Annotated in this window: 18 protein-coding genes and 1 riboswitch; of the genes, 9 read left to right on the top strand and 9 right to left on the bottom strand. The window is 72.9% G+C overall.

The annotated features are described in order from the left end of the window. Positions 1-114: 114 nt before the first annotated feature. Positions 115-897 carry an LppM family (lipo)protein gene (locus tag ACIBEF_RS09895; protein WP_396792725.1) on the bottom strand — a complete coding sequence of 261 codons (783 nt, stop codon included), beginning with the start codon at positions 895-897 and terminating at the stop codon, positions 115-117. Between the two features lie 170 nt (positions 898-1,067). On the opposite strand from ACIBEF_RS09895, the gene ACIBEF_RS09890 reads away from it, so the two are divergent. Beyond that, on the top strand, positions 1,068-1,532 hold the full coding sequence (locus ACIBEF_RS09890) for an NUDIX hydrolase (RefSeq protein WP_396792723.1): 465 nt from the start codon (positions 1,068-1,070) through the stop codon (positions 1,530-1,532). Here ACIBEF_RS09890 and ACIBEF_RS09885 read toward each other — a convergent pair. After that, complete coding sequence (locus ACIBEF_RS09885; protein WP_396792721.1) at positions 1,502-2,665, bottom strand: FAD-dependent oxidoreductase; 1,164 nt, start codon at positions 2,663-2,665, stop codon at positions 1,502-1,504. The genes ACIBEF_RS09890 and ACIBEF_RS09885 overlap by 31 nt on opposite strands. A gap of 67 nt (positions 2,666-2,732) precedes the next feature. Between ACIBEF_RS09885 and ACIBEF_RS09880 the strand changes: the two genes are divergently transcribed. Both ACIBEF_RS09880 and ACIBEF_RS09875 read left to right on the top strand, forming a co-directional pair. Next, positions 2,733-3,362: a TetR/AcrR family transcriptional regulator gene (locus tag ACIBEF_RS09880; RefSeq protein ID WP_396792719.1), complete on the top strand. Its 630-nt coding sequence runs from the start codon at positions 2,733-2,735 to the stop codon at positions 3,360-3,362. 235 nt (positions 3,363-3,597) lie between these two features. Next, a complete protein-coding gene (locus ACIBEF_RS09875; protein WP_396792717.1) occupies positions 3,598-4,722 on the top strand; it encodes an aromatic acid exporter family protein in 1,125 nt (374 codons plus the stop codon). A 33-nt stretch (positions 4,723-4,755) separates the two neighbouring features. Here ACIBEF_RS09875 and ACIBEF_RS09870 read toward each other — a convergent pair whose 3' ends face one another. Beyond that, a complete protein-coding gene (locus ACIBEF_RS09870; protein WP_396792716.1) occupies positions 4,756-5,463 on the bottom strand; it encodes an alpha/beta hydrolase in 708 nt (235 codons plus the stop codon). 91 nt (positions 5,464-5,554) lie between these two features. After that, positions 5,555-6,547, bottom strand: a complete 993-nt coding sequence (locus tag ACIBEF_RS09865; protein ID WP_396792714.1) for a LacI family DNA-binding transcriptional regulator — start codon at positions 6,545-6,547, stop codon at positions 5,555-5,557. 158 nt (positions 6,548-6,705) lie between these two features. Between ACIBEF_RS09865 and ACIBEF_RS09860 the strand changes: the two genes are divergently transcribed. Then, positions 6,706-7,959, top strand: a complete 1,254-nt coding sequence (locus tag ACIBEF_RS09860; RefSeq protein WP_396792712.1) for an MFS transporter — start codon at positions 6,706-6,708, stop codon at positions 7,957-7,959. A gap of 73 nt (positions 7,960-8,032) precedes the next feature. After that, positions 8,033-8,929, top strand: a complete 897-nt coding sequence (locus tag ACIBEF_RS09855; RefSeq protein ID WP_396792710.1) for an aldo/keto reductase — start codon at positions 8,033-8,035, stop codon at positions 8,927-8,929. A 19-nt stretch (positions 8,930-8,948) separates the two neighbouring features. Here ACIBEF_RS09855 and ileS read toward each other — a convergent pair whose 3' ends face one another. From ileS to ACIBEF_RS09840, 3 genes are all read right to left on the bottom strand, one after another. Continuing rightward, positions 8,949-12,095, bottom strand: coding sequence for an isoleucine--tRNA ligase (ileS, locus tag ACIBEF_RS09850; RefSeq protein WP_396792708.1), 3,147 nt, complete (start codon positions 12,093-12,095; stop codon positions 8,949-8,951). A 278-nt stretch (positions 12,096-12,373) separates the two neighbouring features. Next, positions 12,374-13,042 (bottom strand): hypothetical protein, encoded by a 669-nt coding sequence (locus tag ACIBEF_RS09845; RefSeq protein WP_396792707.1) that lies wholly within the window; start codon positions 13,040-13,042, stop codon positions 12,374-12,376. A 30-nt stretch (positions 13,043-13,072) separates the two neighbouring features. Beyond that, complete coding sequence (locus ACIBEF_RS09840) at positions 13,073-13,579, bottom strand: hypothetical protein (RefSeq protein WP_396792705.1); 507 nt, start codon at positions 13,577-13,579, stop codon at positions 13,073-13,075. 146 nt (positions 13,580-13,725) lie between these two features. Here ACIBEF_RS09840 and ACIBEF_RS09835 point away from each other — a divergent pair, with 146 nt between their 5' ends. Beyond that, entirely contained in the window at positions 13,726-14,502 is a 777-nt protein-coding gene (locus tag ACIBEF_RS09835) for a maleylpyruvate isomerase family mycothiol-dependent enzyme (RefSeq protein ID WP_396792703.1), read from the top strand. Here the strand turns inward: ACIBEF_RS09835 and ACIBEF_RS09830 are convergent. Together ACIBEF_RS09830 and ACIBEF_RS09825 are read right to left on the bottom strand one after the other, a co-directional pair. Next, positions 14,499-15,218 (bottom strand): hypothetical protein, encoded by a 720-nt coding sequence (locus ACIBEF_RS09830; protein ID WP_396792702.1) that lies wholly within the window; start codon positions 15,216-15,218, stop codon positions 14,499-14,501. The two genes, ACIBEF_RS09835 and ACIBEF_RS09830, sit on opposite strands and share 4 nt — an antisense overlap. Further along, positions 15,211-15,792 (bottom strand): RNA polymerase sigma factor, encoded by a 582-nt coding sequence (locus ACIBEF_RS09825; protein ID WP_396792701.1) that lies wholly within the window; start codon positions 15,790-15,792, stop codon positions 15,211-15,213. The genes ACIBEF_RS09830 and ACIBEF_RS09825 overlap by 8 nt, the downstream gene beginning before the upstream one ends. A gap of 121 nt (positions 15,793-15,913) precedes the next feature. On the opposite strand from ACIBEF_RS09825, the gene ACIBEF_RS09820 reads away from it, so the two are divergent. From ACIBEF_RS09820 to ACIBEF_RS09810, 3 genes are all read left to right on the top strand, one after another. Then, positions 15,914-16,249: a hypothetical protein gene (locus ACIBEF_RS09820; RefSeq protein WP_357227379.1), complete on the top strand. Its 336-nt coding sequence runs from the start codon at positions 15,914-15,916 to the stop codon at positions 16,247-16,249. A gap of 301 nt (positions 16,250-16,550) precedes the next feature. Continuing rightward, positions 16,551-16,680, top strand: a riboswitch (cobalamin riboswitch). Between the two features lie 279 nt (positions 16,681-16,959). Beyond that, the gene (cobN, locus tag ACIBEF_RS09815; RefSeq protein WP_396792700.1) at positions 16,960-20,628 is read left to right on the top strand and encodes a cobaltochelatase subunit CobN; all 3,669 of its coding nucleotides are present in this window, start codon (positions 16,960-16,962) and stop codon (positions 20,626-20,628) included. After that, positions 20,625-22,856 (top strand): magnesium chelatase subunit D family protein, encoded by a 2,232-nt coding sequence (locus ACIBEF_RS09810; RefSeq protein WP_396792698.1) that lies wholly within the window; start codon positions 20,625-20,627, stop codon positions 22,854-22,856. Before cobN ends, ACIBEF_RS09810 begins: the two co-directional genes overlap by 4 nt. The last annotated feature ends 55 nt before the right edge of the window (positions 22,857-22,911 follow it).

The raw sequence follows: 22,911 nt of genomic DNA, 5'->3' as shown, positions 1-22,911 counted from the left end.
GGGATGTGGTGGTGGTGAGGTCCGGTGCCCCTGCGGGGAGCACCGGGGCCGGTCGCCGTCGTCTCGGGGGCGGCCGGGGCCGGGCGTGGCCGGCCGAGCCGGCCACCAGATGGATCAGCCGGGCTTCGGGGCGCCGGCGGGAGGGCCGGGCGGCGGGGTCGGACCGGGCGCCGCCGGCGCCGCGGGGTGACGGCGGCGAATCAGGAGTACGCCCACCGCGGCGAGCAGCAGCAGGAGGAGGACACCGCCGACGACGAGCAGCCAGGGGAATCCGCCGTCGTCCTCCTCGCCGGCGGCAACCGGCGAGGTGGACGGCCGTGGTGGCGCCTCGGCCACGGCCCGCAGCTCGGCTGGCTTGTCCTGGTTGGAATCGACCTTCCAACTGACCGACCGGCCGTTGACGGTGCCATTGCTGTCGATCACCCGGCCGGGAAATGTCACCGAGATCTCGAACGACATGAGCTTGAGGAACGCCTGTTGGTTCTGCGGATTCTGCTCCGCAACCTTTCCGCCATATTTCTTGGGATCGAGCGGCAGCGTGAAGCGGTAAAGATCGCCGTCCCTGACCAGTTTCACGCTCTCGGTGTCGAAGCCGGCCAGCGGCGCCTTGCGGTAACTGATCTGGGAGCCGTAGAAAGTGTCGTCCTGGTAAAGGGTCTCCTCGCCCGCCGGTAGGGCGGGGATGTTCTGCCGCAACTCCGCGAAGGCGACCGGGAGGTTCTTGTTACGACTGCTCAGAACGGACTTCTGGGCCGTCAGCAGGAGCTGCCCGTCGACCGTGTCGTCGGCGTTGACGGTCAACCCCATGTTGAGCTGCATGCAGCCGCTCAGCGCGGCGAGAAGAAGGAGGCACACCGCGACGCGGAGTGCCCTACCGCGGTTGACTCTCCTGTTCATGGGCTCAGTGTGTGTGATCGCTTTCACCATCAGCAGTCAGCGATCGGTCACAACGAAGTCGCCGATTGTACCGGCGCACTGTCGCCTTTGATTAGTTCCGCCGACGCCCCGAATGACTATTCTGGAGCTTTGGGGTCACGACGGCTGCTCGCCGGCCGTAGGCTGGCGGGATGACAATTGTCGCGTGCGTCCTGCTGGTTGATCCCGACGGGCAGCTGCTGTTGCAACTGCGCGACGGCGACGCGACACACCACCCGAACGTGTGGGGGCTGCCCGGCGGCCACGGCGAGCCGGGGGAGACGCCGGAGCAGACCGCCGAGCGGGAGTTGTTGGAGGAGACCGGCCTGCGGGCCGACGGTCCACTGCAACCGGTCGCCGTGCAGTCGCTGCCCGAGCTGGCCCGGGTGAAGCACTACTTCCTCGGCAGCACCAGGGCACGCCAGGAGGACGTGGTGCTCGGCGAGGGCGCGGCGATGCTCTTCGTCCCCGGTGCCGACGTGCTCGACGGCCGCCCCTGGACGCCGGGCACCGTGGAGGTGTTGACCGAGTTCCTCGCCTCGGCCGAGTACGCCGCCCTGGCCACCGGCGGGATCACTGGGCCGGCTCAGACCGCCGGCGGTCGCCAGTCCGCGTAGCGGGCCATGCTGCGCAGGGCAAGCCGGCCCGGGATGAGCCGCAACGCGACGGTCCGCATCGCGAAGGCGACCGGGTTGTGCAGCTGCTGTCCGAACCGTCCGGCGACGTAGGAGGCACGGGCGACCGACTGACTGCGCGGTCGACGCTGCTCGTCGTACGCCGCCAGGGCGGTGGGCACGTGCCCTGCGCCGCCGGCGCAGACCGCGCCGAGCACCACGGCGTCCTCGATCGCCTGTCCGGCGCCCTGCCCCAGGTTGGGCGTCATCGGGTGGGCCGCGTCGCCGAGCAAGGCCACCCGCCCCCGCACGTACGAGGGCAGCGGCTCGGCCAGGTGGTGGATGTCGTTGCGCAGCACGACGTCGGGTGGGGTTGCCGCGAGAAGCGCCGGGATGGGGTCGTGCCAGTCGCCGAAGTGCTCCCGCACGGCCGCCAGTTCGTCGGGGGCGTGGCCACCGGGCGGGGCGTTCAGCGCGCCGTACCAGTAGAGCTGGCCGTCGCCGATCGGCACCATGCCGAACTCGGCTCCCGGCCCCCAGGTGATGGCCGCCGGGATCGGATCGGGGAAGGCGATGGCCGCCCGCCACGTCGTCGATCCGGCGTACACCGGACCGGGGTGTTGCGGCCAGAGTTGGGCGCGGACCCGGCTGCGCAGGCCGTCGGCGCCGACCACCAGATCGGCGCTGACCGTGTGCGGGCCGTCAGGGCCCTGATAGCGCACCTCGGCGCTGTCCGGGCCCGACTCGACGTGCTCCACCGTGGCGGAGGTGTGCAGGGACGACGCCGGCAGGGCCTCGCGCAGGGTGCGGTGCAGCGTGGCCCGGTGCACGCCGAGTGCCGTGGTGCCCAGCTGCCTGATCATCTCCGCGGCCTCCACCCGGGACAACCACCGCCCGTGCCGGTCGCGCATTCCGCCGGGCGCCTCACCGTGTCCGCCTCGGCGCAGCGCCGGGCCGAGGCCGAGGGCGTCCAGCGCGCGCACCGCGTTCGCCATCAGGCTCAGGCCGGCACCGACCTCGCGCATCTCGGGGGCGCGCTCGAGCACGGTGACCCGCCATCCGTGCCGGTGCAGGGCGAGCGCGGCGCTCAACCCGCCGATGCCGGCACCGACCACCACCGCGTGTGAGTCGTCCATGTCGATCCTCCCTCTACATCTGTAGAAGAGCGATACTACCTCCGGACCACCAGGAGGGAGAAGTGCCATGACGGCGCGGGGAAACCGGATCGCGACGCTGACCGACGCGGCCATCGAATTGATCGCCGATGGTGGCATGCGAGCCCTGACCCACCGGGCGGTCGACGGCCGCGCCGGAATGCCGCCGGGCACGACCTCCGCGTACCTGCGGACCCGGCAGGCGCTGATCGAGGCGGTGGTGGGACGGCTCGCCGAGCGGGACCGGGCCGACCTGGCCACGTACGACCTGCCGACCGGCCCGCCACCCCCGACCCCTGCCCCCCGGCTCGACAGCGGCGACCTCGACGCGCTCGCCGCCGGCGTCGCCGAGGTGCTCGACCGCTGGTTGAGCACCGGACGCAGCCGGAGCCTCGCCCGCTACGCGTGCCTCCTGGAGGCGGTGCACCGGCCCGAGCTGCGCGGCATCCTGCAGCACGGCACCGGCCTGCGGGTGCAGGCCCGGGACCTGCTGACCCGGGCCGGGGCCACCGACCCCGATCGGCAGGGCGACCAGTTCGTGGCGTTCGTGGACGGGCTGCTCTTCGACCGGCTGGCCGGCGCGGGCGCGCTCAGCGCCCCACCGCCCGGTACGGTCGCCAGCCGCGCCGACCTGAGCGCCGCCGTCCGTACGCTGCTGCGCGCCCTCACCGGAAGCTGACCCGACCGGCGCCGGTCGACGAACGGGACGCCGGGCCTGGCGATGAGCGGGCCCGCTCGCGTCAAGCTGAATCGTTTGCGACATCGCGCCTGATTCGTTTATGGCATCAGCTCCAAAGGGGGAGTGAACGGCGTGCTGCGGGGTGCCGGCGTGAGCTGATGGCGGATGTGGTGAGCTGGCGGCTTGACGGTCTGGCGCTCTGGCGGGTGGCCCAGCGGGGTGGGGAGGTTGGGCGATGGTGCGGTTCAGCGGCCTGCGGACGGCCGGCGGCCGGCTGCGGCACGGCTGGCGGCCGGTGTTGGAGGCAACGCTCGCGGCGACAGTGGCCTGGCTGCTGGCCACCCGGTTGCTCGGGCACCCGCAGCCCTTCTTCGCGCCGGCCGCCGCGCTGATCGTCCTCGGACAGGCCCGGGGGCAGCGCATCCGCCGGGCCGTCGAGGTCATCCTCGGGGTCGCCGCCGGGGTGCTCGTCGCGGACCTGGTGGTGCAGGCGCTCGGCCCGGGCAGCACCTGGACGGTGTTCACCGTCATCCTGCTCACAGTCCTCCTGGCGGTGGCCTTCGGCGCCACCGGCGTGACGTTGGTGCAGGCGGCCGTCTCCGCGCTCTACCTGGTGGTGGTCGCACCGCCGGACGGCTCGTTGGTGCCGTTCCGCTTCGTCGACGCTCTGGTCGGCGGTGCGGTCGCCCTCGCGGCCAGCCTGCTGGTCGACGCCCGACACCCGTTGGCCCCGCTGGTCGCCGAGGTGCGGCGGACCTTCGACGAGCTGGCCGGTCTGCTGGGCGGGATCGCCGACGCGCTGAACGACCATGACGAGCCGGCGGCGGTCGCCGCGCTCACGCAGGCGCGGGGGATGGACGCCCGGGTGGACGGGCTGCGCGACGGTGTGCTGGCCGCCGGTGAGGCGCTGCGGCTCAACGTCCGTCGACGTCGGCACATCGGTCGGCTGCGTTCGGTTGACGAGTCGATCCGACAGATCGACTACGCGGTCCGCAACGTCCGCGTGCTGGCCCGTGCCGGCGTGACCCTCAGCCGGCTGCACACTCCTGTTCCGCCCGAGCTGGGCGTCTCCCTGCGGTCACTGGCCGATGCGGTCCGTCAGGCCGGTGCCGCCCTCGCCGCCGACCTCGACGGGCAGGAGGACACCGCCGACCGGCACGCCACCCGGGCCGACGAGTCGGCGCTGGCCGCGGTGCACGCCGCCGGGCAGCTCTTCGGCCCCACGCAGACCCTCCCCCTAGCGATGATCATCGGTCAGGTCCGGGCCACGGCCATCGACCTGCTGCGCGGCGTCAACCCGGAGGACGACGCCGCGGTCCTCGCCCGCGTCGACGAAGCCCTGGGCCTCCCACCGGTCTGATGTCCGCACTGCTCAACGCTGGTTCCCCGCCCATTAAGGATGGGCGGTCAGCCAGGTGGTGGCGGCGTCCCGGATCGGGGCGGGGATGGCGTGGCCGCCGGGGAACTCCTGGTAGGTCACGTCGTAGCCGAGGTCGTGCAGGTGGGGGACGAGACGGCGGCTGCACACGTCGATGGGCAGCACCCGGTCGTCGACGCCGTGCGAGATGAAGATCCGCGGCCGGCCGTGGGTGACCGGTGGCGCGGCGAAACCGGGGGAGACGGCCAGCACCGCGTCGACCAGATCCCCATTCGCCAAGCCCAGCGACAGCGCGTACGAGGCACCGTCGGAAAAGCCGCCGACCGTCACGTCAGCCACCGGATAGGTGTCGAAGACGGTCGCCAACAGCCCGTCGATGCGCCCCACGTCCGCCCCGAAGCCACCGGCGATCAGGTCCCAACTGGCCGCGGACGAGTCCGGGGCGACCAGCAGCAGGTGATGCGCGTCCGCGACTGGCAACAGCAGGTCCAGCCCCTGTCGCGCCGAGCCGCCCGCACCGTGCAGGAGCAGCACCAACCGGTACGCCGAACCGTCGGTCGCCGGCTCCGGGGCGTACCCCAGGGCCAGCCGGTCACCGTCGGGGCCGGTCATCGGCACCAGCCCGGTGCGGCCCGGCGCCACCGGAGGGTGGCGGCGGGCGGTCAACCGGCCGTCCCGGGGGCTCGGCGCCGGGTCCCAGTGCGACGGCGCGGAGTCGGACACTCCTCGGCGCTCCTCACGGTGGACGGAAGGTCCGACGCGGTTACCCGGCCCGTCACTGGTTAACCGTGAGCGTGCCCGACCGGGCGTCGACTCACGCGCTGGCCCGTGCCACCAGTGCGGACGGGAAGAGGGTCACCGGGGCAGCCGGGCGCCCCTCCAGCAGAGCGGTGGCTGCGGCTCCGGCGATGCGCCCGACCGGATGACTCGCCGTGGTCAGCGCCGGGGCGGTCATCCCGGCCAACGGAATGTCGTCGAAGCCGGCCACCGCGACGTCGCCGGGCACCTGCGCGCCGGCGTCGCGCAGGCCAGCGATCACCCCGAGCGCGGTGTCGTCGCTGATCGCGTAGATGGCGTCGATGTCCGGCCAGCGGCCTAGTGCCTCGCCGGCCGCCGTCCGGCCGCGCGCTGCCCGGAAGTCCCCGGGCAGTATCCGCTCCGGTAGGCCGGCCTCGGCCATCAGTCGGCGGTACGTCTGAACGGGGCGTTGCGCGCAGGGCAGCCACCGAGGGCCGGTCACCATGGCGATCCGGCGGCGCCCCGAGGCGTACAGATGACGCAGCACCGCCTCGGAGCCGGCGGCGTTGTCGACGTCGAACGAGGGCACTGTCGCCGAGCCGACGCCGATCGAGACCACCCGACCGCGCAGCGACCGGGGCACCGCCGCCAGCAGTTCCTCGGTGGTGTTGACCAGGATCACCCCGCACACGCTGCGATCGCCGTCGAGTTGGTCGAGGCTGCGGGGGTCGCCGAACGGCAGCCAGCACAGAGCCACCCCGACACCGGCGGGCGTGCACACCCGGGCGGCCGCGCCGACCACCTGGTGCACGTACGGGTCGTCCAGCACCGCGGCGCTGGTGCCCAGAACGGCCACGACCAGGCGTACGCCGCCCCGGCCGTGGACCAGCGCCCGCGCGGCCGGGTTGGGCACGTAGCCGAGCTGGTCGACGGCGGCCGTGACCTGTTTCCGGGCAGCCGGCGAGGCGAACCCCGTGCCGGCGATCACCCGCGACGCCGTGGACCGGGACACCCCGGCGACCCGGGCCACGTCCTCGAGAGTGGCCGGTCGGTGTGCCGCTGTCGTCATCGTCGCCTCCTGCGGCGGCCCGTCCGGTCGGACCAACGCCTGCCCATCATGCCCCGGCCGGTCCAGCAGCGGTAAGGGGCGGTTCCCGGTTGTGGTGGTAGCGCTCTCAGGTGTGCGATCGTGCCAGGAGATCACCCCGAGAAAGAGGACCCACCCTCGTGAGCGCCCCCACCAGTCGCCCGTTAGCCCCGGAAGCCGCGTCGCCGAGCCTGCGGACGGTGCGGCTCGCCCGCAACGGCGTCGCTGTCACCTTCACCCTCAACGGGCTGGCCGTGGGTAGCTGGTTCTCCCGCGTTCCGGCGGTCCGGGAGGCGTTGGACCTCTCCGCCGGCCGACTCGGGTTGCTGCTGCTGGCGATGAGCGTCGGCGCGTTGCTCGCCATGCCCACCGCCGGCCTGCTCGCCCAGCGTCTCGGCGCGGCCCGCACCGTCACCCTCGCCACCGGGGTGGTCGCGGTCGGCCTGACCGTGGCGGGCCTGGGTGCCACCATGGCCGGGTCGTTCGCCATCGTCGCCCTGGGACTCGTCGCCCTCGGCTACGGCTCCGGCGCCTGCGACGTGGCGATGAACGTCGAGGGCGCGGCGGTGGAACGGCGGCTGGCTCGCACGATCATGCCCCGGTTCCACGCCGGGTGGAGCCTCGGCTCGGTGGCCGGAGCGGCGCTGGGCGCCGGGGCGGCCCGGTTCGACGTGTCGGTCGGCGCGCATCTCGTCGCTGTGGCGGTTGTCGTGTTGACCGGCACCGCGCTCGCCGCCCGGACGTTCCTGCCCGTGGGCAGCGATCACACCGGCGACCCGGCGGACGCCACCCCGGCGGCCCGCCGCCGGGCTCAGCTCGCCGCCTGGCGGGAGCCGCGCACCCTGCTGATCGGGCTGTTCGTGCTGGTGGCGGCGTTCACCGAGGGCGCCGCCAACGACTGGCTGGCCGTGGCGTTCATCGATGGACGGGAGTTGAGCGAGGCCGCCGGCGCGGCGGTCTTCGCGGTCTTCGTGGTCGGCATGACCGTCGGACGCACCGTCGGCACCGTCGCCCTGGACCGGTGGGGTCGGGTGCCGGTGCTCAGCGGCACCATCGGCCTCGCCGTGGTCGGCGCCGGCCTGGCGGTGCTGGCGGGCTCCGGGCCGGTGGCCGTCATCGGCGTCGCGCTGTGGGGCCTGGGTGCGTCGCTGGGCTTCCCGGTCGGGATGAGCGCGGCGGCCGACGACGAGGCGCACGCGGCGGTGCGGGTGAGCGTGGTCGCGGTGATCGGCTACACCGCGTTCCTCGGTGGCCCGCCGTTGCTGGGGCTGGTCGGCGACGAGTTCGGCACCCTGCGAGCGTTGCTGGCGGTGCCGCTGCTGCTGCTGCCGACCCTGCTGCTGGTGCCGGTGCTGCGCCCGCCGCACGCCGTTTCGTCCGCCATTAAAAACTAACCCACTCCACCGTCGAGCGGTATCGGGTGCGCGGCCGACTGCGTCACGTACCCGGGCTGGTTAGGGTCGCCCGATGCCAACCGACGAGATCACCGCCGCCGCGGCGGGCACCTGGACCCTGGGCGACCGCACCGTGCACCGGATGGGCTTCGGCTCCATGCGGATCACCGCGAACCCCGACCCTGACCGGGCCGTCGCCCTGCTGCGCCGCGCCGTGGAACTGGGCGTCAACCACATCGACACCGCCGCGTTCTACGTCTCGCCCGGCGGCACCCTACGTGTCGGCACCGGCCCGGCCCGCTACGCCACCGAGCTGATCCGCGCGGCGCTCGCCCCGTACCCGGAGGACCTGGTGATCGCCACCAAGGTCGGTTTCGGGTACGACCCGGAGGCGGGCTTCACCGAGGCGTTCACCCCGGCGCAGTTGCGGGCCCAGGTGGAGGAGAACCTTCGCCGGCTCGGCCGCGACCAGCTCGACGTGGTGAACCTGCGCCTCGGCCGAGGGCCGGGTGCGGTGCCGGTGGCCGAGCGGTTCGGCGCGCTCGCCGAGCTGCGGGCCGCCGGGCTGATCCGGCACCTCGGGCTCTCCAACGTCCGGGCGGAACAGCTGGACGAGGTGACGGGCATCGCGCCGGTGGTCTGCGTGCAGAACAACTACGGGGTGGACGCCTACCGGGAGCAGGACGCGTTCGTCCGGCTCTGCGGTGAGCGGGGCATCGCCTACGTGCCGTTCTTCGCGCTGGCCGGCACCGGGCGGGAGGCGGGCGCGGGCACCACGCAGGGCGAGGCCGTCGAGGCGGTCGCCCGCGCCCACGGCGTCACCGCGCAGCAGGTACGCCTCGCCTGGACCCTGCACCAGGGCCCCCATGTGCTCGCCATCCCCGGCACCGCGGACCCGGAGCACCTGGCGCAGAACGTCGCCGCTGCAGCCCTACGCCTGACCCCGGAAGACCTGACCCGTCTCCACTGATCGTCCACCCCGTCACCGCTCAGGCCCGCACGACGTGCACGACGATCTCCTGACCGTCGCCCACAGTGCCGGAGAAGCCCTCCGACAACGCGTCCGTTACCGTCAGCTGAAGCGCGAGGGTCTCGTGCGCGATGAGCTTCTGATGCGCGGAGACCGCCGCCGCGACATCCGCGGGGGCGGCGATCGACACCGTGATCCGGTCGGCGACCTCGAAGTCGGCGTCGCGGCGGGCCTGCTGGATGATGCGGACGACATCGCGTGCGACGCCCTCGGCCGCCAGTTCGGGGGTGATCTCGGTATCCAACGCGATCGTCGCGCCGCGCTGGGACTCCACGACCCAACCGGTGCGCGGCACCTCCGTGATCAGAATGTCGTCCAGGCCCACCTCGACCTGCGTACCGTCGACCGACAGCGGGTACGACCCGTTCGCCCGGACGCCGTCGACCAGATCCCGGGGGGCGACGGCGGCAATCGCCGTCGCGACGTGCTGGGTGCGGTTGCCGAACCGGCGGCCCAGGGTCCGGAAGTTCGCTTTGACCCGCACGTCGATGACCCCGCTCTGGGCGTCGAGCGGCTGAAGGACCTTGACGTTCAACTCGTCGCCGATGTCGTCGAGCAACGCCTGCGGGAGAACGGTGCCGGCCGGCAGCCCCACGAGCGCCCGGCTCAACGGCTGACGGATCCGCAGACTGCTCGCCTTACGCGCGGACCGTCCCGCCTCGGCCAACGCCCGCGCCGTGGCCACCTGGGCCGACAACTCCGTACTGATCAGTGTGGTGTCCGGTGTGGGCCAGGTCGCCAGGTGCACCGACTCCGCGGCCGTCGCGGCACCCCGCCGGACGACCTGCTGCCACACCTGCTCCGTGACGAAGGGAACGAAGGGCGCCAGTAGCCGCGTGAGAATGTCGAGGCACTCGTACAGGGTGGTGAGGGCGTCGGGGTCGCCCTCCCAGAAACGCTGCCGCGACCGCCGGACGTACCAGTTCGACAGGTCGTCGATGAAGTCGGCGAGCAGCCGGCCGGCGCGCGCCGTGTCGTAGCTCTGCATCCGTTCGTCGACGGCGGCCGCGAGGGCGTGGACCTCGCCGACGATCCACCGGTCCAACACCGGCCGCTGGGCGACCGGCTGCGCGAGCTGCGGTGCCCACGTCGAGTTCGCCGCGTAGAGGGAGAAGAACGCCGCGGTGTTCCAGTACGTCATCAACACCTTGCGGACGATCTCGTCGAGCGGGCCGGGCCCGATCCGGCGCGGCGACCACGGTGAGCCGGAGCAGGCCATGAACCAGCGCACCGCGTCGGCGCCGTGCGTGTCCATCAACGGGATCGGCAGCAGGATGTTGCCCAGGTGTTTGCTCATCTTGCGGCCGTCCTCGGCCAGGATGTGCCCGAGGCAGACGACGTTCTCGTACGGGGACCGGTCGAAGACCAGCGTGCCCACCGCCATCAGCGTGTAGAACCACCCCCGCGTCTGGTCGATCGCCTCGCAGATGTACTGGGCCGGGTAGGTGCGCTCGAAGATCTCCCTGCTGCCCGGCACGTGGGGGTAGCCCAACGACGCGAACGGCATGGCCCCGGAGTCGTACCAGGCGTCGATCACCTCCGGGACCCGGGTGGCGGTCCGACCGCAGTCCGGGCAGGCGAAGGTGATCTCGTCGACGTACGGACGGTGTGGATCCAGCTCGGACAGGTCGGCGCCGGCCAGCTCGCCGAGCTCCGTACGGGAACCGACAGCGGTCACGTGGTTGTCCGGGCATCGCCACAGCGGCAGCGGGGTGCCCCAGTACCGGGAACGGGACACCGCCCAGTCGATGTTGTTCTTCAGCCAGTCGCCGTAGCGGCCGTGTTTGATGTGCTCCGGGAACCAGTTGGTGTTCTCATTCTCCCGTGTCAGCTCGTCGCGGACCTCGGTCGTCCGGATGTACCAGGACGGCTGCGCGTAGTACATCAGCGGCGTGTGGCACCGCCAGCAGTGCGGGTAGGGGTGCTCGAACGGTTCGTGCCGGAACAACCGACCCGACTGCCTGAGACGGTCGATCAGCAACGCGTCGGCATCCTTGAAGAACACCCCACCGACCAGGTCGACGCCGTCGTTGAACCGCCCGTTCGGGGCGACCGGGTTGACCAACGGCAACCCGTACGCGCGGCAGACGGCGAGGTCGTCCGCGCCGAATGCCGGCGCCTGGTGCACCAAGCCGGTGCCGTCCTCGGTCGTGACGTACTCCGCGAGGACCACGAGGTGCGCGTCCGGGATGTCCACCAGGTCGAACGGCCGCTCGTACCGCAGCCCTTCCAGGGCCGACCCGGGTACGGTCGCCAGGATCTCCGCCTCGTCGCCGAGGACCCGCCGGGCCAGCGGTTCGGCGACGACGAACGTGCCCTGCCCGGTGCGGGCGAGGGCGTACGTCACCGCGGGGTGTACGGCGACGGCGGTGTTGGACACCAGGGTCCACGGGGTGGTGGTCCAGATCAGCAGGTCGACGCCGCTGTGGCCGGCCACGTCCCCGCGCACCGGAAACCGCACGTACACGGAAGGGTCGGTGACGGTCTCGTACCCCTGCGCCACCTCGTGGTCGGACAGGGTCGTGCCGTCGCGGGTGCAGTACGGCGCGACCCGGAAGTCCTCCACCAGCCGCCCGCCGTCGTGGATCTGCTTCAGTGACCACCAGACACTGTCCACGTACTCCGGGGACATGGTCTGGTACGGATGCTCCAGGTCGATCCAGTAACCCATACGTTCGCTGAGCTGGACGAACTCGTCGACGTGCCGCAGCACCGAGGTGCGGCACAGGGCGTTGAACTCCGCGACGCCCATCCTCTCGATGTCGGCCTTGCCGCTGAGCCCCAGTTCCTTCTCCACCGCGAGCTCGACGGGCAGGCCGTGGCAGTCCCATCCGGCACGGCGCGGCACCGAGAAGCCCCGCATCGTCCGGTACCGGGGAAAGAGGTCCTTGAAGACCCTCGCCTCGATGTGGTGGGTGCCCGGCGTGCCGTTGGCGGTCGGCGGGCCCTCGTAGAACACCCACGGCGGACCGTCGGCGGTCTGCTCCAGACTCCGGTTGAACACGTTGTTGGCCTGCCACCACTCGATGACCGCACGGTCCATCCCGCCAAGGTCGATCTTGGTGGGCAGTGGCACGAATGGCGACTTCGACGGACCGTCCGGCACCGACGTTCTCCCTACACTTCACGTCCGCTCGCGGGGGCATCAGCTCACTGCCCACGCGGGGACGAAGCGCCGGGCGTATGGCCAGGACTCCGCGGTACCACCCCGCTTGCGCCTCGACGTGCAGGCGCCGCTCAATTTCACGACGTGACGTGCCGCTACGTCCGGTTCTACCGGGGCGGTCGAACCGCCCGTTCTTCCGGAGGCTCCCCGGTGATGGCCGGATCGGTGCCGATGCCAAGCAGCATAGCTGTCCGTGCGCGGAGCCCGTGGCCGGAGCGCTAGTCGTGCAGCCAGATGCGGAGAGGGCCGGTGGTGGTGAACCCAGCGGAGAGCGCCGGCGTCAGTTCCGGGGTGCTCTCGTAGCCGACTAGCGCCGCGTTGGGCAGGCTGGCACACACCGCGCGCCAGATGGCCCGGGAGGTGTCGACGCGGGCGAACAGGTTGGAGACGCCGTACGGGCCGTCGCCGCTGAGCACCGCACCACCGGTGACCACACCCCGGTCGTCCTGGCGGGCGAGCACCCGTACGCGGGGGTCAGCCAGGAGCGCGGGACGGAACAGATCCCCACCGCCGTGGGCCGCCGCCCAGGCCGCCAACTCGTCGGGTGTGGTGACCGGGGCCAGCGGTGTGTCGACAGGTGGTGCCGACAGTGGCCGGTGGATCCACTGCGCGTCGAAGAGCACCCGGAACCCGTACCCGGACAGGTCGAGGTCGGCGAAGCTGTCCTTCACCGACGCGCCGGGCCCGGCGTCGATCCGGGCCAGCAGGGCGTCGGCGTCGACCCCCGGCCGTAGGGTGACCGCGTCCGGGTACCACTGCGGCGAACGGTGGGGGACCGACCAGGCGTCGGCGTCGGTACGGCCGGCCAACCCGTGGCTGCCGCAGACGATGTCGCACCACTCGGCGTTGTTGCGGGCCGCCGCCGCTGCCCGTCCGTCCTCCTGCACGCCAGGCAGCCTAGGTGGCCCGGCGCTGGCTCAGGGGGCGTAGACCAGGTCCATCGTGTCGGCGTGCCCGGACCAGCGCAGGTCGAGGCGCCAGCAGCCGGCCTCGGGCAGGTCGATGATCGACGGACCGGGGCCACCGGGAACCTCCCGGATCACCCGGGTGTCGGTGCCGTCCAGCCTCGCGGTGATCTCCAGGGTCGCCGGCGCGGTCGGGTCGGGGGAGGTCGTGGCGGCGCGGGCCACCCACAAGATCTTGTTGTTCGACCCGTCCGTCCGGACCTGCCGCAGCGGGTGGGCGAACAGCACCGCCACGATGTCGCCCTTCGCGCCGAAGACGTGCGGAACCCGCGCGTCCCCGCTGAACCCGGCGTCCGCCCAGTCCGGCAGCGACCCCGCCTCGACCCGCGCCGCGCAGGCGGTCGCGGTGCTCGCCGTGGTGGCCGCCCCCGCAGTCGGCGCCGCCCCGCCGGTCGTGGTCGTACACGCCGCCAACAGGACCACCGAGGATGCCAGCATCAACCTGCCCCAGGAAACCATCTCGCTCCTTCCGGTACGCGTCGACGACTCGCCGCACCCTTCCGACACCGCCCAGGCCCGCCAGGTTCCTGGTGCTCGGCGGAGCCGCACTTCCTGGGCCGACAAATTCACTATCCGGCGGCGGCGCGCGGTGGTACACAACCGGGGTGCCGAACACTGTGGAGTTCCCCGAGGTCCTGCGGCTGATCGAAGATCGATCGGCGGCGTTCCGCGCCGCGATCGCGTCCGCCCCAGACCTTGACGTCCAGGTCCCGACCTGCCCCGACTGGACGCTGCGCGAACTGGCGCAGCACCTCGGCGACGGCCGCCGCCGCCAGGCCGCCATCGTCGCGGCGGGCCCGGGCGCCGAGCCCCCGACGAGGACGGACCCGAAGGGCGCCCCGACCGCGCCCCGCAACCGCGAAGCCCTCGACGCCTGGCTCGCCGAGTCGACCGAGCTCATGCTCGACGCCTTGCGCGAGGCGGGCCCGGACCGCGGCTGCTGGACCTGGTGGGGCCGCTCGCAGGCCCCGCAGACCAGCGGAGCCGTGGCCCGGCACCAGGTTCAGGAACTGGCCGTCCACACCTACGACGCCCAGCTCACCCAGGGGGCGGCACAGCCGCTGCCGACGGACGTCGCGGTCGAGGGCGTCGACGAGTTCCTGACGACCGTCGCGGCGACGACCGTCCCCTGGCCGTTCGAGCCGGCGACCATCGACCTGCACGCGACCGAGGGCCGCTCCTGGCGCCTGACCCTCAACGCCGACGGCGTCCGCTGCGACGACCTCGCCGCCGACGCGGAGCCGGGCGACATGGCGATGCGAGGCGCAGCGAGCGAAATGATCCTCTACTTCTACGAGCGCGTCCCGCTCGACGGCCTGGAAACCACCGGTGACACCAAGCCGATGGAGCAGCTCGCGGACTGGGACCCGAACGCGCACTAGCCCAGTGAGCGCGCGACCTCGATCGCCTCGGCCCTGGTGAGAGCCCCCTCAAGCCGGTAGCTCACGTCGTTGTCCTGCCAGATCAGGGTCGAGGCGGCAAGTCGGGCGGTCTCCCTGCGGATCCCACCCGCCCGGTCCACGTAGGACAACACGTGTGGGCCGTCGACCCAGACGGCGAAGTCGCCGTTCACCTGGACCCAGTCCGCGCCCGGCGGGGTGATCTCCTTGTGGAAGGACAGGTCGAGGTGACCGTCGAACGCGTCGACGCGCAGCGCGCCTCCGTCGTAGAGCAGCGTCGCCACCCGGTACCGTCCTGTGGCGTCCGGGTCGGCGACCAGTACCTGTTCGGGCGGGCCCAGCTTCGCCGGCACGCGGATCGGAAACCGCACCGCCCGCTGGGCCTCGGCCAGGGCGACGGTCCGCTGCCCGGGCAACGGCGACGCGGTGCCGCCGGGCGGCATCGGGGCGGGTGAGGTGGCGATGCTGACCCCGGCAAAGCGCAGCAGCCCCGTGACGGCGTCGGCGATGGCGGCCCGCGCCGGCGGCAACAGCGCCACCAGCAGGGCGACGAGCGCCACCACGGCGAGCGACCGCCACCGGCGCCGCCGGGGCGCGGGCGTGTCCAGTCGTACGCGGACACGGGCGGTCACGTCGGGCGGATCGGGTGTTTCCAGCCAGGCGGACAGGTCGCGCAGTTCCCGTTCGAGATCACCCATGCCGGACCTCCGCACTGTCGAGCAGGCCGCGGAGCTTCGCCAGCGCCCGGGACGTACGCGACTTCACGGTGCCCCGGGGCCAGCCCAGAGCCGACACCGTCTCCTCCTCGGTGAGGTCGAGGAAGAACCGGCAGACGATGACCTCGCGGTCCCGCGTTGGCAGTTGCCGCAGCGCCTGCACCAGCGACCTCCGGCGCTCCCCGGCGAGGACCGCGGCGACCGCGTCGTCCTCGGTGATCTCAGACCTCGGGTCCGCTGCCGCCGCCCGCAGGACGAGCCCGTCGCGCCGGCCACGGGAGCGGTGCAGGTTGCGGGTCTCGTTCGCGACGATCGCGAGCAGCCACGACCGGAAGGACGCGTCACCCCGGTAGCGGGACAGCTTCCGGTACGCCTTCACAAACGCCTCCTGGATGACGTCCTCGGAGTCCGAGCCCGCGCCGAGCAGCACCGCGGTCCGGTACGCGGACGCGGTGTGCCGGGCGACCAGGAGGTCGTACGCCTCCAGGTCACCTGCCCGAGCGCGGGTGACGAGCGTCTCGTCGTCCAGGGGAGCCTCCGTTCGGATCACACTCATGACACCGCCCACCCGCCGCGGGTTCCACCCGGCGTGGGTCAGGTTGCTCCCATCCGCCGTGCAGCGTATTGCCAGGATTTGGTGGTGCACTGGGAGAGGTGTCGAGGAGAGGGGGCTGGTCATGAGCTGGTTCAGTCGCCGGTCACGGGGTGCCGAGGCGACCCCGACGAAGCTGGACCGGGAGGCGACCCGCGAGGACCTCGCGGCGCTGGAGGCGTTCGTCGCCAGCCGGCGGGGCGTGGAGTTCTACCTGGAGCCGGAGACCACGGCGACGGACACCACGGTGGTGGCGATCGCCCACGACGGTGAGTGGATCCGCCGGCGCACCGGTACGCCCAGGGCGGCGGGGGCGATTGCCCGCAAGCACGCGGTGCCGCTGTACGAGGCCGGGCGCACCGGCTACCCGGAACGGATGCGGACCTGGAGCCGGGCCCACCCGGAACGCCACGCCCGCTGATCGGGGCGTCGACCGGTGTCGGTTGTCGCGCGTGGCGTCTGACGAGGCGCGGACCGGGAGCTGGTGCTGCTGAATCGTCTACGACATCAGCTCCACAGGGGCCGCGTGACCACTCCGCCCTCGCCACGGGCCGGTCCGAGAGGCCGACCAACAATCCGCCCAGCCCGCTTCTGCGACGAGTGGCATCACCCGCGCGCCAATATTTCCGCAGGTCGATGCGGTCAGCGTGGTCCGGTGGCGGTGGGGTCCGCGTTGACCGGCAGCGCGGCGGTGTGGCAGCATTCGCGGCCTGACGGCAGTGAAGGAAGTCGGTGCGAATCCGACGCGGTCCCGCCACTGTCACCGGGGAGCGATCCCCCCTCGTGAGTCACGGCCGTGTGTCTGCGGTTGGAAGGCCGGGGGAGAGCGTCGATCCGGAAGCCAGGATACTTCGGCCGTCGGGATGTACCCCAGGGCGTGGACACCCGAGGAGGACCCGATGACGCACGGCGTCTCATTCATCGACGACTATCGTCGTGCTGCGCTGCAGGCAGTGCATTCCAAGGACACCGGACACCGGCACCGCTGAGCTGATCGCCCGGCGCTGACCGGCCCCGACCCATGCGTCGGTACGCCGTTCGCCCGGGCCGTCGTACCGGCTGACGCCGTACCCACCCGCATCGCCCAGGTCGCCTCCGTAGCGGCCAGGGCGTCACTCTCCGGAGCCTGCCGTGCGCATCCTGCTGCTGTCCACCGCCGACACCGACCTGCTGGCCGCCCGCGCCAGCGGTGCCGACTACCGGTTGGCCAACCCCGCCCGAGTCGCCGCCGAGGAGGTGCCCGCCCTGCTCGACGGTGTCGCCCTCGTCGTCGTACGCCTGCTCGGCGGTCGGCAGGCGTGGCCGGACGGTCTTGCCGCGGTGCTCGACACCGGCGTGCCGACTGTCGTGCTCGGCGGTGAGGCGCTGCCCGACGCGGAGCTGATGGCCATCTCCACAGTGCCGTCCGGGGTCGTCACCCAGTCGTTGGCGTACCTCGTGGAGGGCGGCCCGGACAACCTCGGACAGTTGGCCCGGTTCCTCTCCGACACGGTGCTGCTCACTGGCGAGGGGTTCGCCGCACCCGCGCCCACCCCGGCGTACGGCGTGCACGGCGACCACCCCGCCGACCCGGACCGGCCCACAGTGGGAATCGTCTTCTACCGGGCGCACGCCCTCGCCGGCAACACCGGATTCGTCGACGTGCTCGCGGACGCGGTCCGCCAGGCCGGCGGCAACCCGCTGCCGATCTTCTGCGGCTCGTTGCGCGGGTTGACCGCGGGCGCCGGACCACTCGGGCTCTTCGCCCGCTGTGACGCGCTGCTGGTCACTGTCCTCGCGGCCGGCGGCGCGGTCGCCGCCGACGCCTCCGGTGGCGGCGACGAGGACGCCTGGGACGTCGGCGCCCTGGCCGCCCTGGACGTGCCGGTCATCCAGGCGCTCTGCCTCACCAGCACCCGCGCGCAGTGGGCCGACAGCGACGCCGGCCTGTCCCCGTTGGACGCCGCCATGCAGGTGGCCATCCCCGAGTTCGACGGCCGGATCGTCACAGTGCCGTTTTCGTTCAAGCAGATCGACGCGGACGGGCTCTCGGTCTACGCCGCCGATCCAGAGCGGGCCGCGAGGGTCGCCGGGATCGCGGTACGCCACGCCCGACTGCGGTACGTACCGCACGCCGACAAGCGGGTCGCCGTGGTGCTCAGCTCGTACCCCACCAAGCACTCCCGGGTCGGCAACGCCGTCGGGTTGGACACCCCGGCGTCGGCGGTCCGGCTGTTCGCCGCGTTGGCCGAGGCCGGCTACGACCTGGGTGACGCGCCGCCGCCCGACGACGGCGACGCGCTGATCCACGCGCTGATCGCCGCCGGTGGTCACGACGTGGAGTGGCTCACCCCGGAGCAGTTGGCCGCGGCCGAGGCCCGGATACCGGGGCCGACGTACCAGCGGTGGTTCGACCAGGTGCCGGCCGAGCTGCGCGAGCGGATGCGGGAGCACTGGGGTGAGCCGCCGGGCGAGCTCTACACCGAGGGCGGAGACATCGTGCTCGCCGGGCTGCGCTTCGGCAACGTGGTGCTGCTGATCCAACCGCCCCGCGGCTTCGGGGAGAACCCGATCGCCATTTACCACGACCCGGACCTGCCGCCGAGTCACCACTACCTGGCCGCGTACCGCTGGCTGACCGCGCCGGTCGCGGACGGCGGCTTCGGCGCGGACGCCGTGGTGCACCTGGGCAAGCACGGCACCCTGGAGTGGCTGCCCGGCAAGGGCCTCGGGCTGGCCGCCGACTGCGCGCCCGACGCGGTCCTCGGCGACCTGCCGCTGGTGTACCCGTTCATCGTCAACGACCCCGGCGAGGGCACCCAGGCCAAGCGGCGGGCGCACGCCGTGGTCGTCGACCACCTGGTCCCGCCGATGGCCCGCGCCGAGACCTACGGCGACCTGGCCAAACTGGAACAACTGCTCGACGAGTACGCGACGGTGCAGGCGCTCGACCCGGCCAAGGTGCCCACCGTACGGGCCCAGATCTGGGACCTGGTGCGCGCCGCCGAGCTGCACCACGACCTGCACGCCGAGGCGATGCCCGACGCGGACGACTTCGACGACTTCGTGCTGCACCTCGACGGGTACCTGTGCGAGGTCAAGGACGTGCAGATCCGCGACGGGCTGCACATCCTCGCCGACGCGCCCACCGGCGAGCCCCGGGTCAACCTGGTCCTCGCGGTGCTGCGCGCCCCGCAGATCTGGGGCGGCGCCCGCGCCCTGCCCGGCCTGCGACAGGCCCTCGCCGTCGCGTACTCCCTCGACGAGCAGGAACTGCTCGCGTCGCCGGGACAGCGACTGGCACTGCCCGCGGCGCTGACCGACGTGGTGGACGGCCCGGCCGGCACCGCCGCCGACGCGATCGACCTGATCGAGGCCCTCGCCCGGCGGCTGGTCGTCGGCATGGAGACCCTGGACTGGGCCGTGGACACCATCGACGCCGTGGTGACGGAGGTGACCGGTCGGTCGATGCCGGACGTCGCCGCGGTGCTGCACTTCGCCGCCACCGAGCTGGTGCCCCGACTGGACCGGACCACCTACGAGCTGACCAACACCCTCGGGGCGCTGGACGGCAGGTTCGTGCCGCCCGGCCCGTCCGGCTCACCCACCCGGGGCCTAGTCAACGTGCTGCCCACCGGCCGCAACTTCTACTCCGTCGACCCGAAGGCCATCCCCAGCCGCAACGCCTGGGACGTCGGGGTGGCCCTCGCCGACTCACTGCTGGCCCGGCACCTCGCCGACACCGGCGCGTACCCCCGCTCGGTGGGGTTGACCGTCTGGGGCACCAGCGCGATGCGCACCCAGGGCGACGACATCGCCGAGGTGCTCGCGCTGCTGGGCTGCCGGCCGGTCTGGGACGACAGGTCCCGGCGGGTGACCGGCATCGAGGTGGTGCCGACCGTCGAGCTGGGCCGCCCGCGCGTCGACGTCACAGTGCGGATCTCCGGCTTCTTCCGCGACGCGTTCCCGCACGTGGTGGCGCTGCTCGACGACGCGGTGCGGCGGGTCGCCGCCCTGAACGAGCCGGACGAGGACAACTACCTGCGGGCGCACGTGGCCGCCGACCTCGCCGAGCACGGCGACGAGCGGCGGGCCACCGCCCGGATCTTCGGCTCCAAGCCCGGTGCGTACGGCGCTGGGCTGCTGCCCCTCATCGACGCCCGGACCTGGCGCAGCGACGCCGACCTGGCCGAGGTGTACGCGGTGTGGGGCGGCTACGCGTACGGCCGGGGCCTGGACGGGCGGGAGGCGCGCGCCGACATGGAGCGCTCGTTCGCCCGGATCGCGGTGGCGGTGAAGAACCAGGACACCCGTGAGCACGACATCGTCGACTCCGACGACTACTTCCAGTACCACGGCGGAATGGTGGCGATGGTCCGCCACCTCACCGGCACGTCGCCACAGGCGTACGTGGGTGACTCGGCGATGCCGCACGACGTGCGCACCCGCACGCTGGGTGAGGAGACCCGGCGGGTCTTCCGGGCCCGGGTGGTCAACCCGAAGTGGATCGCCGCGATGCGCCGGCACGGCTACAAGGGCGCGTTCGAGCTGGCGGCCACAGTGGACTACCTGTTCGGCTACGACGCCACCGCCGGTGTGGTCGACGACTGGATGTACGAGCACCTGGCCGCCGCGTACCTCTTCGACGAGACCACCCGGGAGTTCCTGGAGCAGTCCAACCCGTGGGCGCTGCGCGGCATCACCGAACGCCTGTTGGAGGCCGCCGACCGGGGGCTGTGGGCCAAGCCGGAGCCGGCCACCCTGGACCGGCTGCGCGACACGTACCTGGCCAGTGAGGGCGACCTGGAGGACCGGGCATGACCGTGACCACGACCTACCCGTTCAGCGCGGTCCTCGGCATGGCCGACATGCGGCTGGCGTTGCTGCTCAACGCGGTCTCCCCGGCGATCGGTGGGGTGCTGGTCCGGGGTGAGAAGGGGACCGCCAAGTCCACCGCCGTGCGGGCTCTCGCCGCGCTGCTGCCCCCGGTGCGGCGGGTCGCCGGCTGCCGTTTCGGCTGTGACCCGGCCGAGCCCGACCCGGCCTGCCCGGACGGCCCGCACCCCGCCGACGTCGCCGCCGAGACCCGTCCGGCCCGCCTCGTCGAGCTGCCGGTGGGCGCCGCCGAGGACCGGGTGGTCGGTGCGCTGGATCTGGAAAAGGCGATCGGCGAGGGGGTACGCGCCTTCGAGCCGGGCCTGCTCGCCGCCGCGCACCGGGGTGTGCTCTACGTCGACGAGGTCAACCTGCTGCACGACCACCTCGTCGACCTGCTGCTCGACGCGGCGGCGATGGGCCGCAGCCACGTCGAGCGGGAGGGCGTCTCGGTCAGCCACGCGGCCCGGTTCCTGCTGGTCGGCACGATGAACCCGGAGGAGGGGGAGCTGCGCCCGCAGCTGCTCGACCGGTTCGGGCTCACAGTGGAGGTGGGCGCCAGCCGGGACCCGGAGATCCGGGTCGAGGTGGTCCGCCGCCGGCTGGCCGCCGACGCGGACCCGGTCGGCTTCGCCGCCCGTTGGGCCGACGCCGACGCTGAGATCGCCGACCAGGTGGCTGCCGCCCGCCGCCGGCTTCCCGGGGTACGACTGCCGGACGCCGCGTTGCGGCAGATCGCCGAGGTGTGCGCGGCGTTCGACGTGGACGGGATGCGGGCCGACATCGTCACCGCCCGTACCGCCCTCGCCCACGCCGCCTGGCACGGCCGGGACCGGGTCACCATCGACGACGTCCGGGTGGCGGCCCGGTTGGCCCTGCCGCACCGCCGCCGCCGCGACCCGTTCGACACCCCGGGGCTGGACGAGAAGCGCCTCGACGAGGCGTTGCAGCGCGCCCAGGACGCCCACCCCGACGACCCGGACGACGCCGGCCCCGACGACCGCGGCCCCGACGACACTGACCCGGACGGCGGCCCGCAGGGCGGTGGCCCGGCCGGTGGCGGTGGCCCGAACGGGGGCGGACCACAGGGCGGTGGCCCGCAGGGAGGCGACCGCAGCGGCGACGGCGTCGATCAGGGTGAATCGGGTTCGGCGGAGCACCCGACCGCGCGTGATGGCGCTGGCAGCGACGGGCCGGACGGCTGGCCGCAGCGCCAGCCGGGCGACCGGGGCGACGACGACGGTTGGCCGCAGCACCAGCAGGCCGATCGGGGTGACGACGGCAGGGACTCGCGCCCGCGCGGTGGCGGGCATTCGGCGACAGGTGCCGACGACCCGACCCGCGGCGGGGAGTCCCAGCCGCTGGCCGTACCCCGGGGTGGGTTGAAGGCGCGGGTGCTCACCGCGCCCGGCCTGGGTGACGGGGTGCCGGGCCGACGGTCTCGGGCCCGCACCGGGCGGGGTCGCACCACCGGCGCCCGGGTACCGGCGGGTCGGGTCGGCGCGCTGCACCTGCCGGCCACGGTCCGCGCCGCCGCGCCGCACCAGGCGGCCCGGGGTCGGCTCACCGGTCCGCTGCGACTGCGCCGGGACGACCTGCGCGAGGCGGTTCGTGAGGGGCGCGAGGGCAACCTGGTGCTGTTCGTGGTGGACGCGAGCGGCTCGATGGGCGCGCGGCAGCGGATGGCCACGGTGAAGGACGCGGTGCTCGCCCTGCTCACCGACGCGTACCAGCGGCGGGACAAGGTCGCGGTGATCGCGTTCCGGGGCGCTGGCGCCCGGACCCTGCTGCCGGCGACCTCGTCGGTGCTGGCCGCCTCGACCCGGCTGGCCGAGCTGCCGACCGGCGGGCGTACGCCGCTGGCCGAGGGGCTGCTCGCCGCCGCGGACCTGTTGCGGGTGGAACGCCTGCGCGACCCGAAGCGCCGTCCGTTGGTCCTCATCGTCACCGACGGGAGGGCCACGGCGGGCACCCGGCCGCTGGACCGGGCGGCAGCGGCGGCAGCGGTCCTGGCCGCCACCGGCGCCCCGTGCGTGGTCGTCGACTGCGAGACGGGTCCGGTCCGCCTGCACCTGGCCGCCCGCCTGGCCACCCAGCTGAGTGCCCCCCGAACCCCCCTGGAAGCCCTCACCCACCCCGCCCCCCGCGATCTTGCACTTCCTGTCGCGGCATAGAGGGCGAAGTGCGCATATGACCAACAGAAACTGCAAGATCGCGGAAGAGGCGGGC

The organism is Micromonospora sp. NPDC050795, assembly GCF_044456785.1.
Lineage (GTDB): Bacteria > Actinomycetota > Actinomycetes > Mycobacteriales > Micromonosporaceae > Micromonospora.
The sequence above is the reverse complement of the archived record's forward strand: the minus strand, read 5'-3'. Positions and strand labels throughout refer to the sequence as shown.

Coding starts and splice junctions, on each gene's coding strand:
- ACIBEF_RS09830 (WP_396792702.1), bottom strand. CDS start 15,218: ATGGGTGATCTCGAACGGGAACTGCGCGACCTGTCCGCCTGGCTGGAA.
- ACIBEF_RS09820 (WP_357227379.1), top strand. CDS start 15,914: ATGAGCTGGTTCAGTCGCCGGTCACGGGGTGCCGAGGCGACCCCGACG.
- ACIBEF_RS09885 (WP_396792721.1), bottom strand. CDS start 2,665: ATGGACGACTCACACGCGGTGGTGGTCGGTGCCGGCATCGGCGGGTTG.
- ACIBEF_RS09880 (WP_396792719.1), top strand. CDS start 2,733: ATGACGGCGCGGGGAAACCGGATCGCGACGCTGACCGACGCGGCCATC.
- ACIBEF_RS09855 (WP_396792710.1), top strand. CDS start 8,033: ATGCCAACCGACGAGATCACCGCCGCCGCGGCGGGCACCTGGACCCTG.
- ACIBEF_RS09890 (WP_396792723.1), top strand. CDS start 1,068: ATGACAATTGTCGCGTGCGTCCTGCTGGTTGATCCCGACGGGCAGCTG.
- ACIBEF_RS09810 (WP_396792698.1), top strand. CDS start 20,625: ATGACCGTGACCACGACCTACCCGTTCAGCGCGGTCCTCGGCATGGCC.
- ACIBEF_RS09865 (WP_396792714.1), bottom strand. CDS start 6,547: ATGACGACAGCGGCACACCGACCGGCCACTCTCGAGGACGTGGCCCGG.
- ACIBEF_RS09825 (WP_396792701.1), bottom strand. CDS start 15,792: ATGAGTGTGATCCGAACGGAGGCTCCCCTGGACGACGAGACGCTCGTC.
- ACIBEF_RS09895 (WP_396792725.1), bottom strand. CDS start 897: ATGAACAGGAGAGTCAACCGCGGTAGGGCACTCCGCGTCGCGGTGTGC.
- ACIBEF_RS09840 (WP_396792705.1), bottom strand. CDS start 13,579: ATGGTTTCCTGGGGCAGGTTGATGCTGGCATCCTCGGTGGTCCTGTTG.
- ACIBEF_RS09875 (WP_396792717.1), top strand. CDS start 3,598: ATGGTGCGGTTCAGCGGCCTGCGGACGGCCGGCGGCCGGCTGCGGCAC.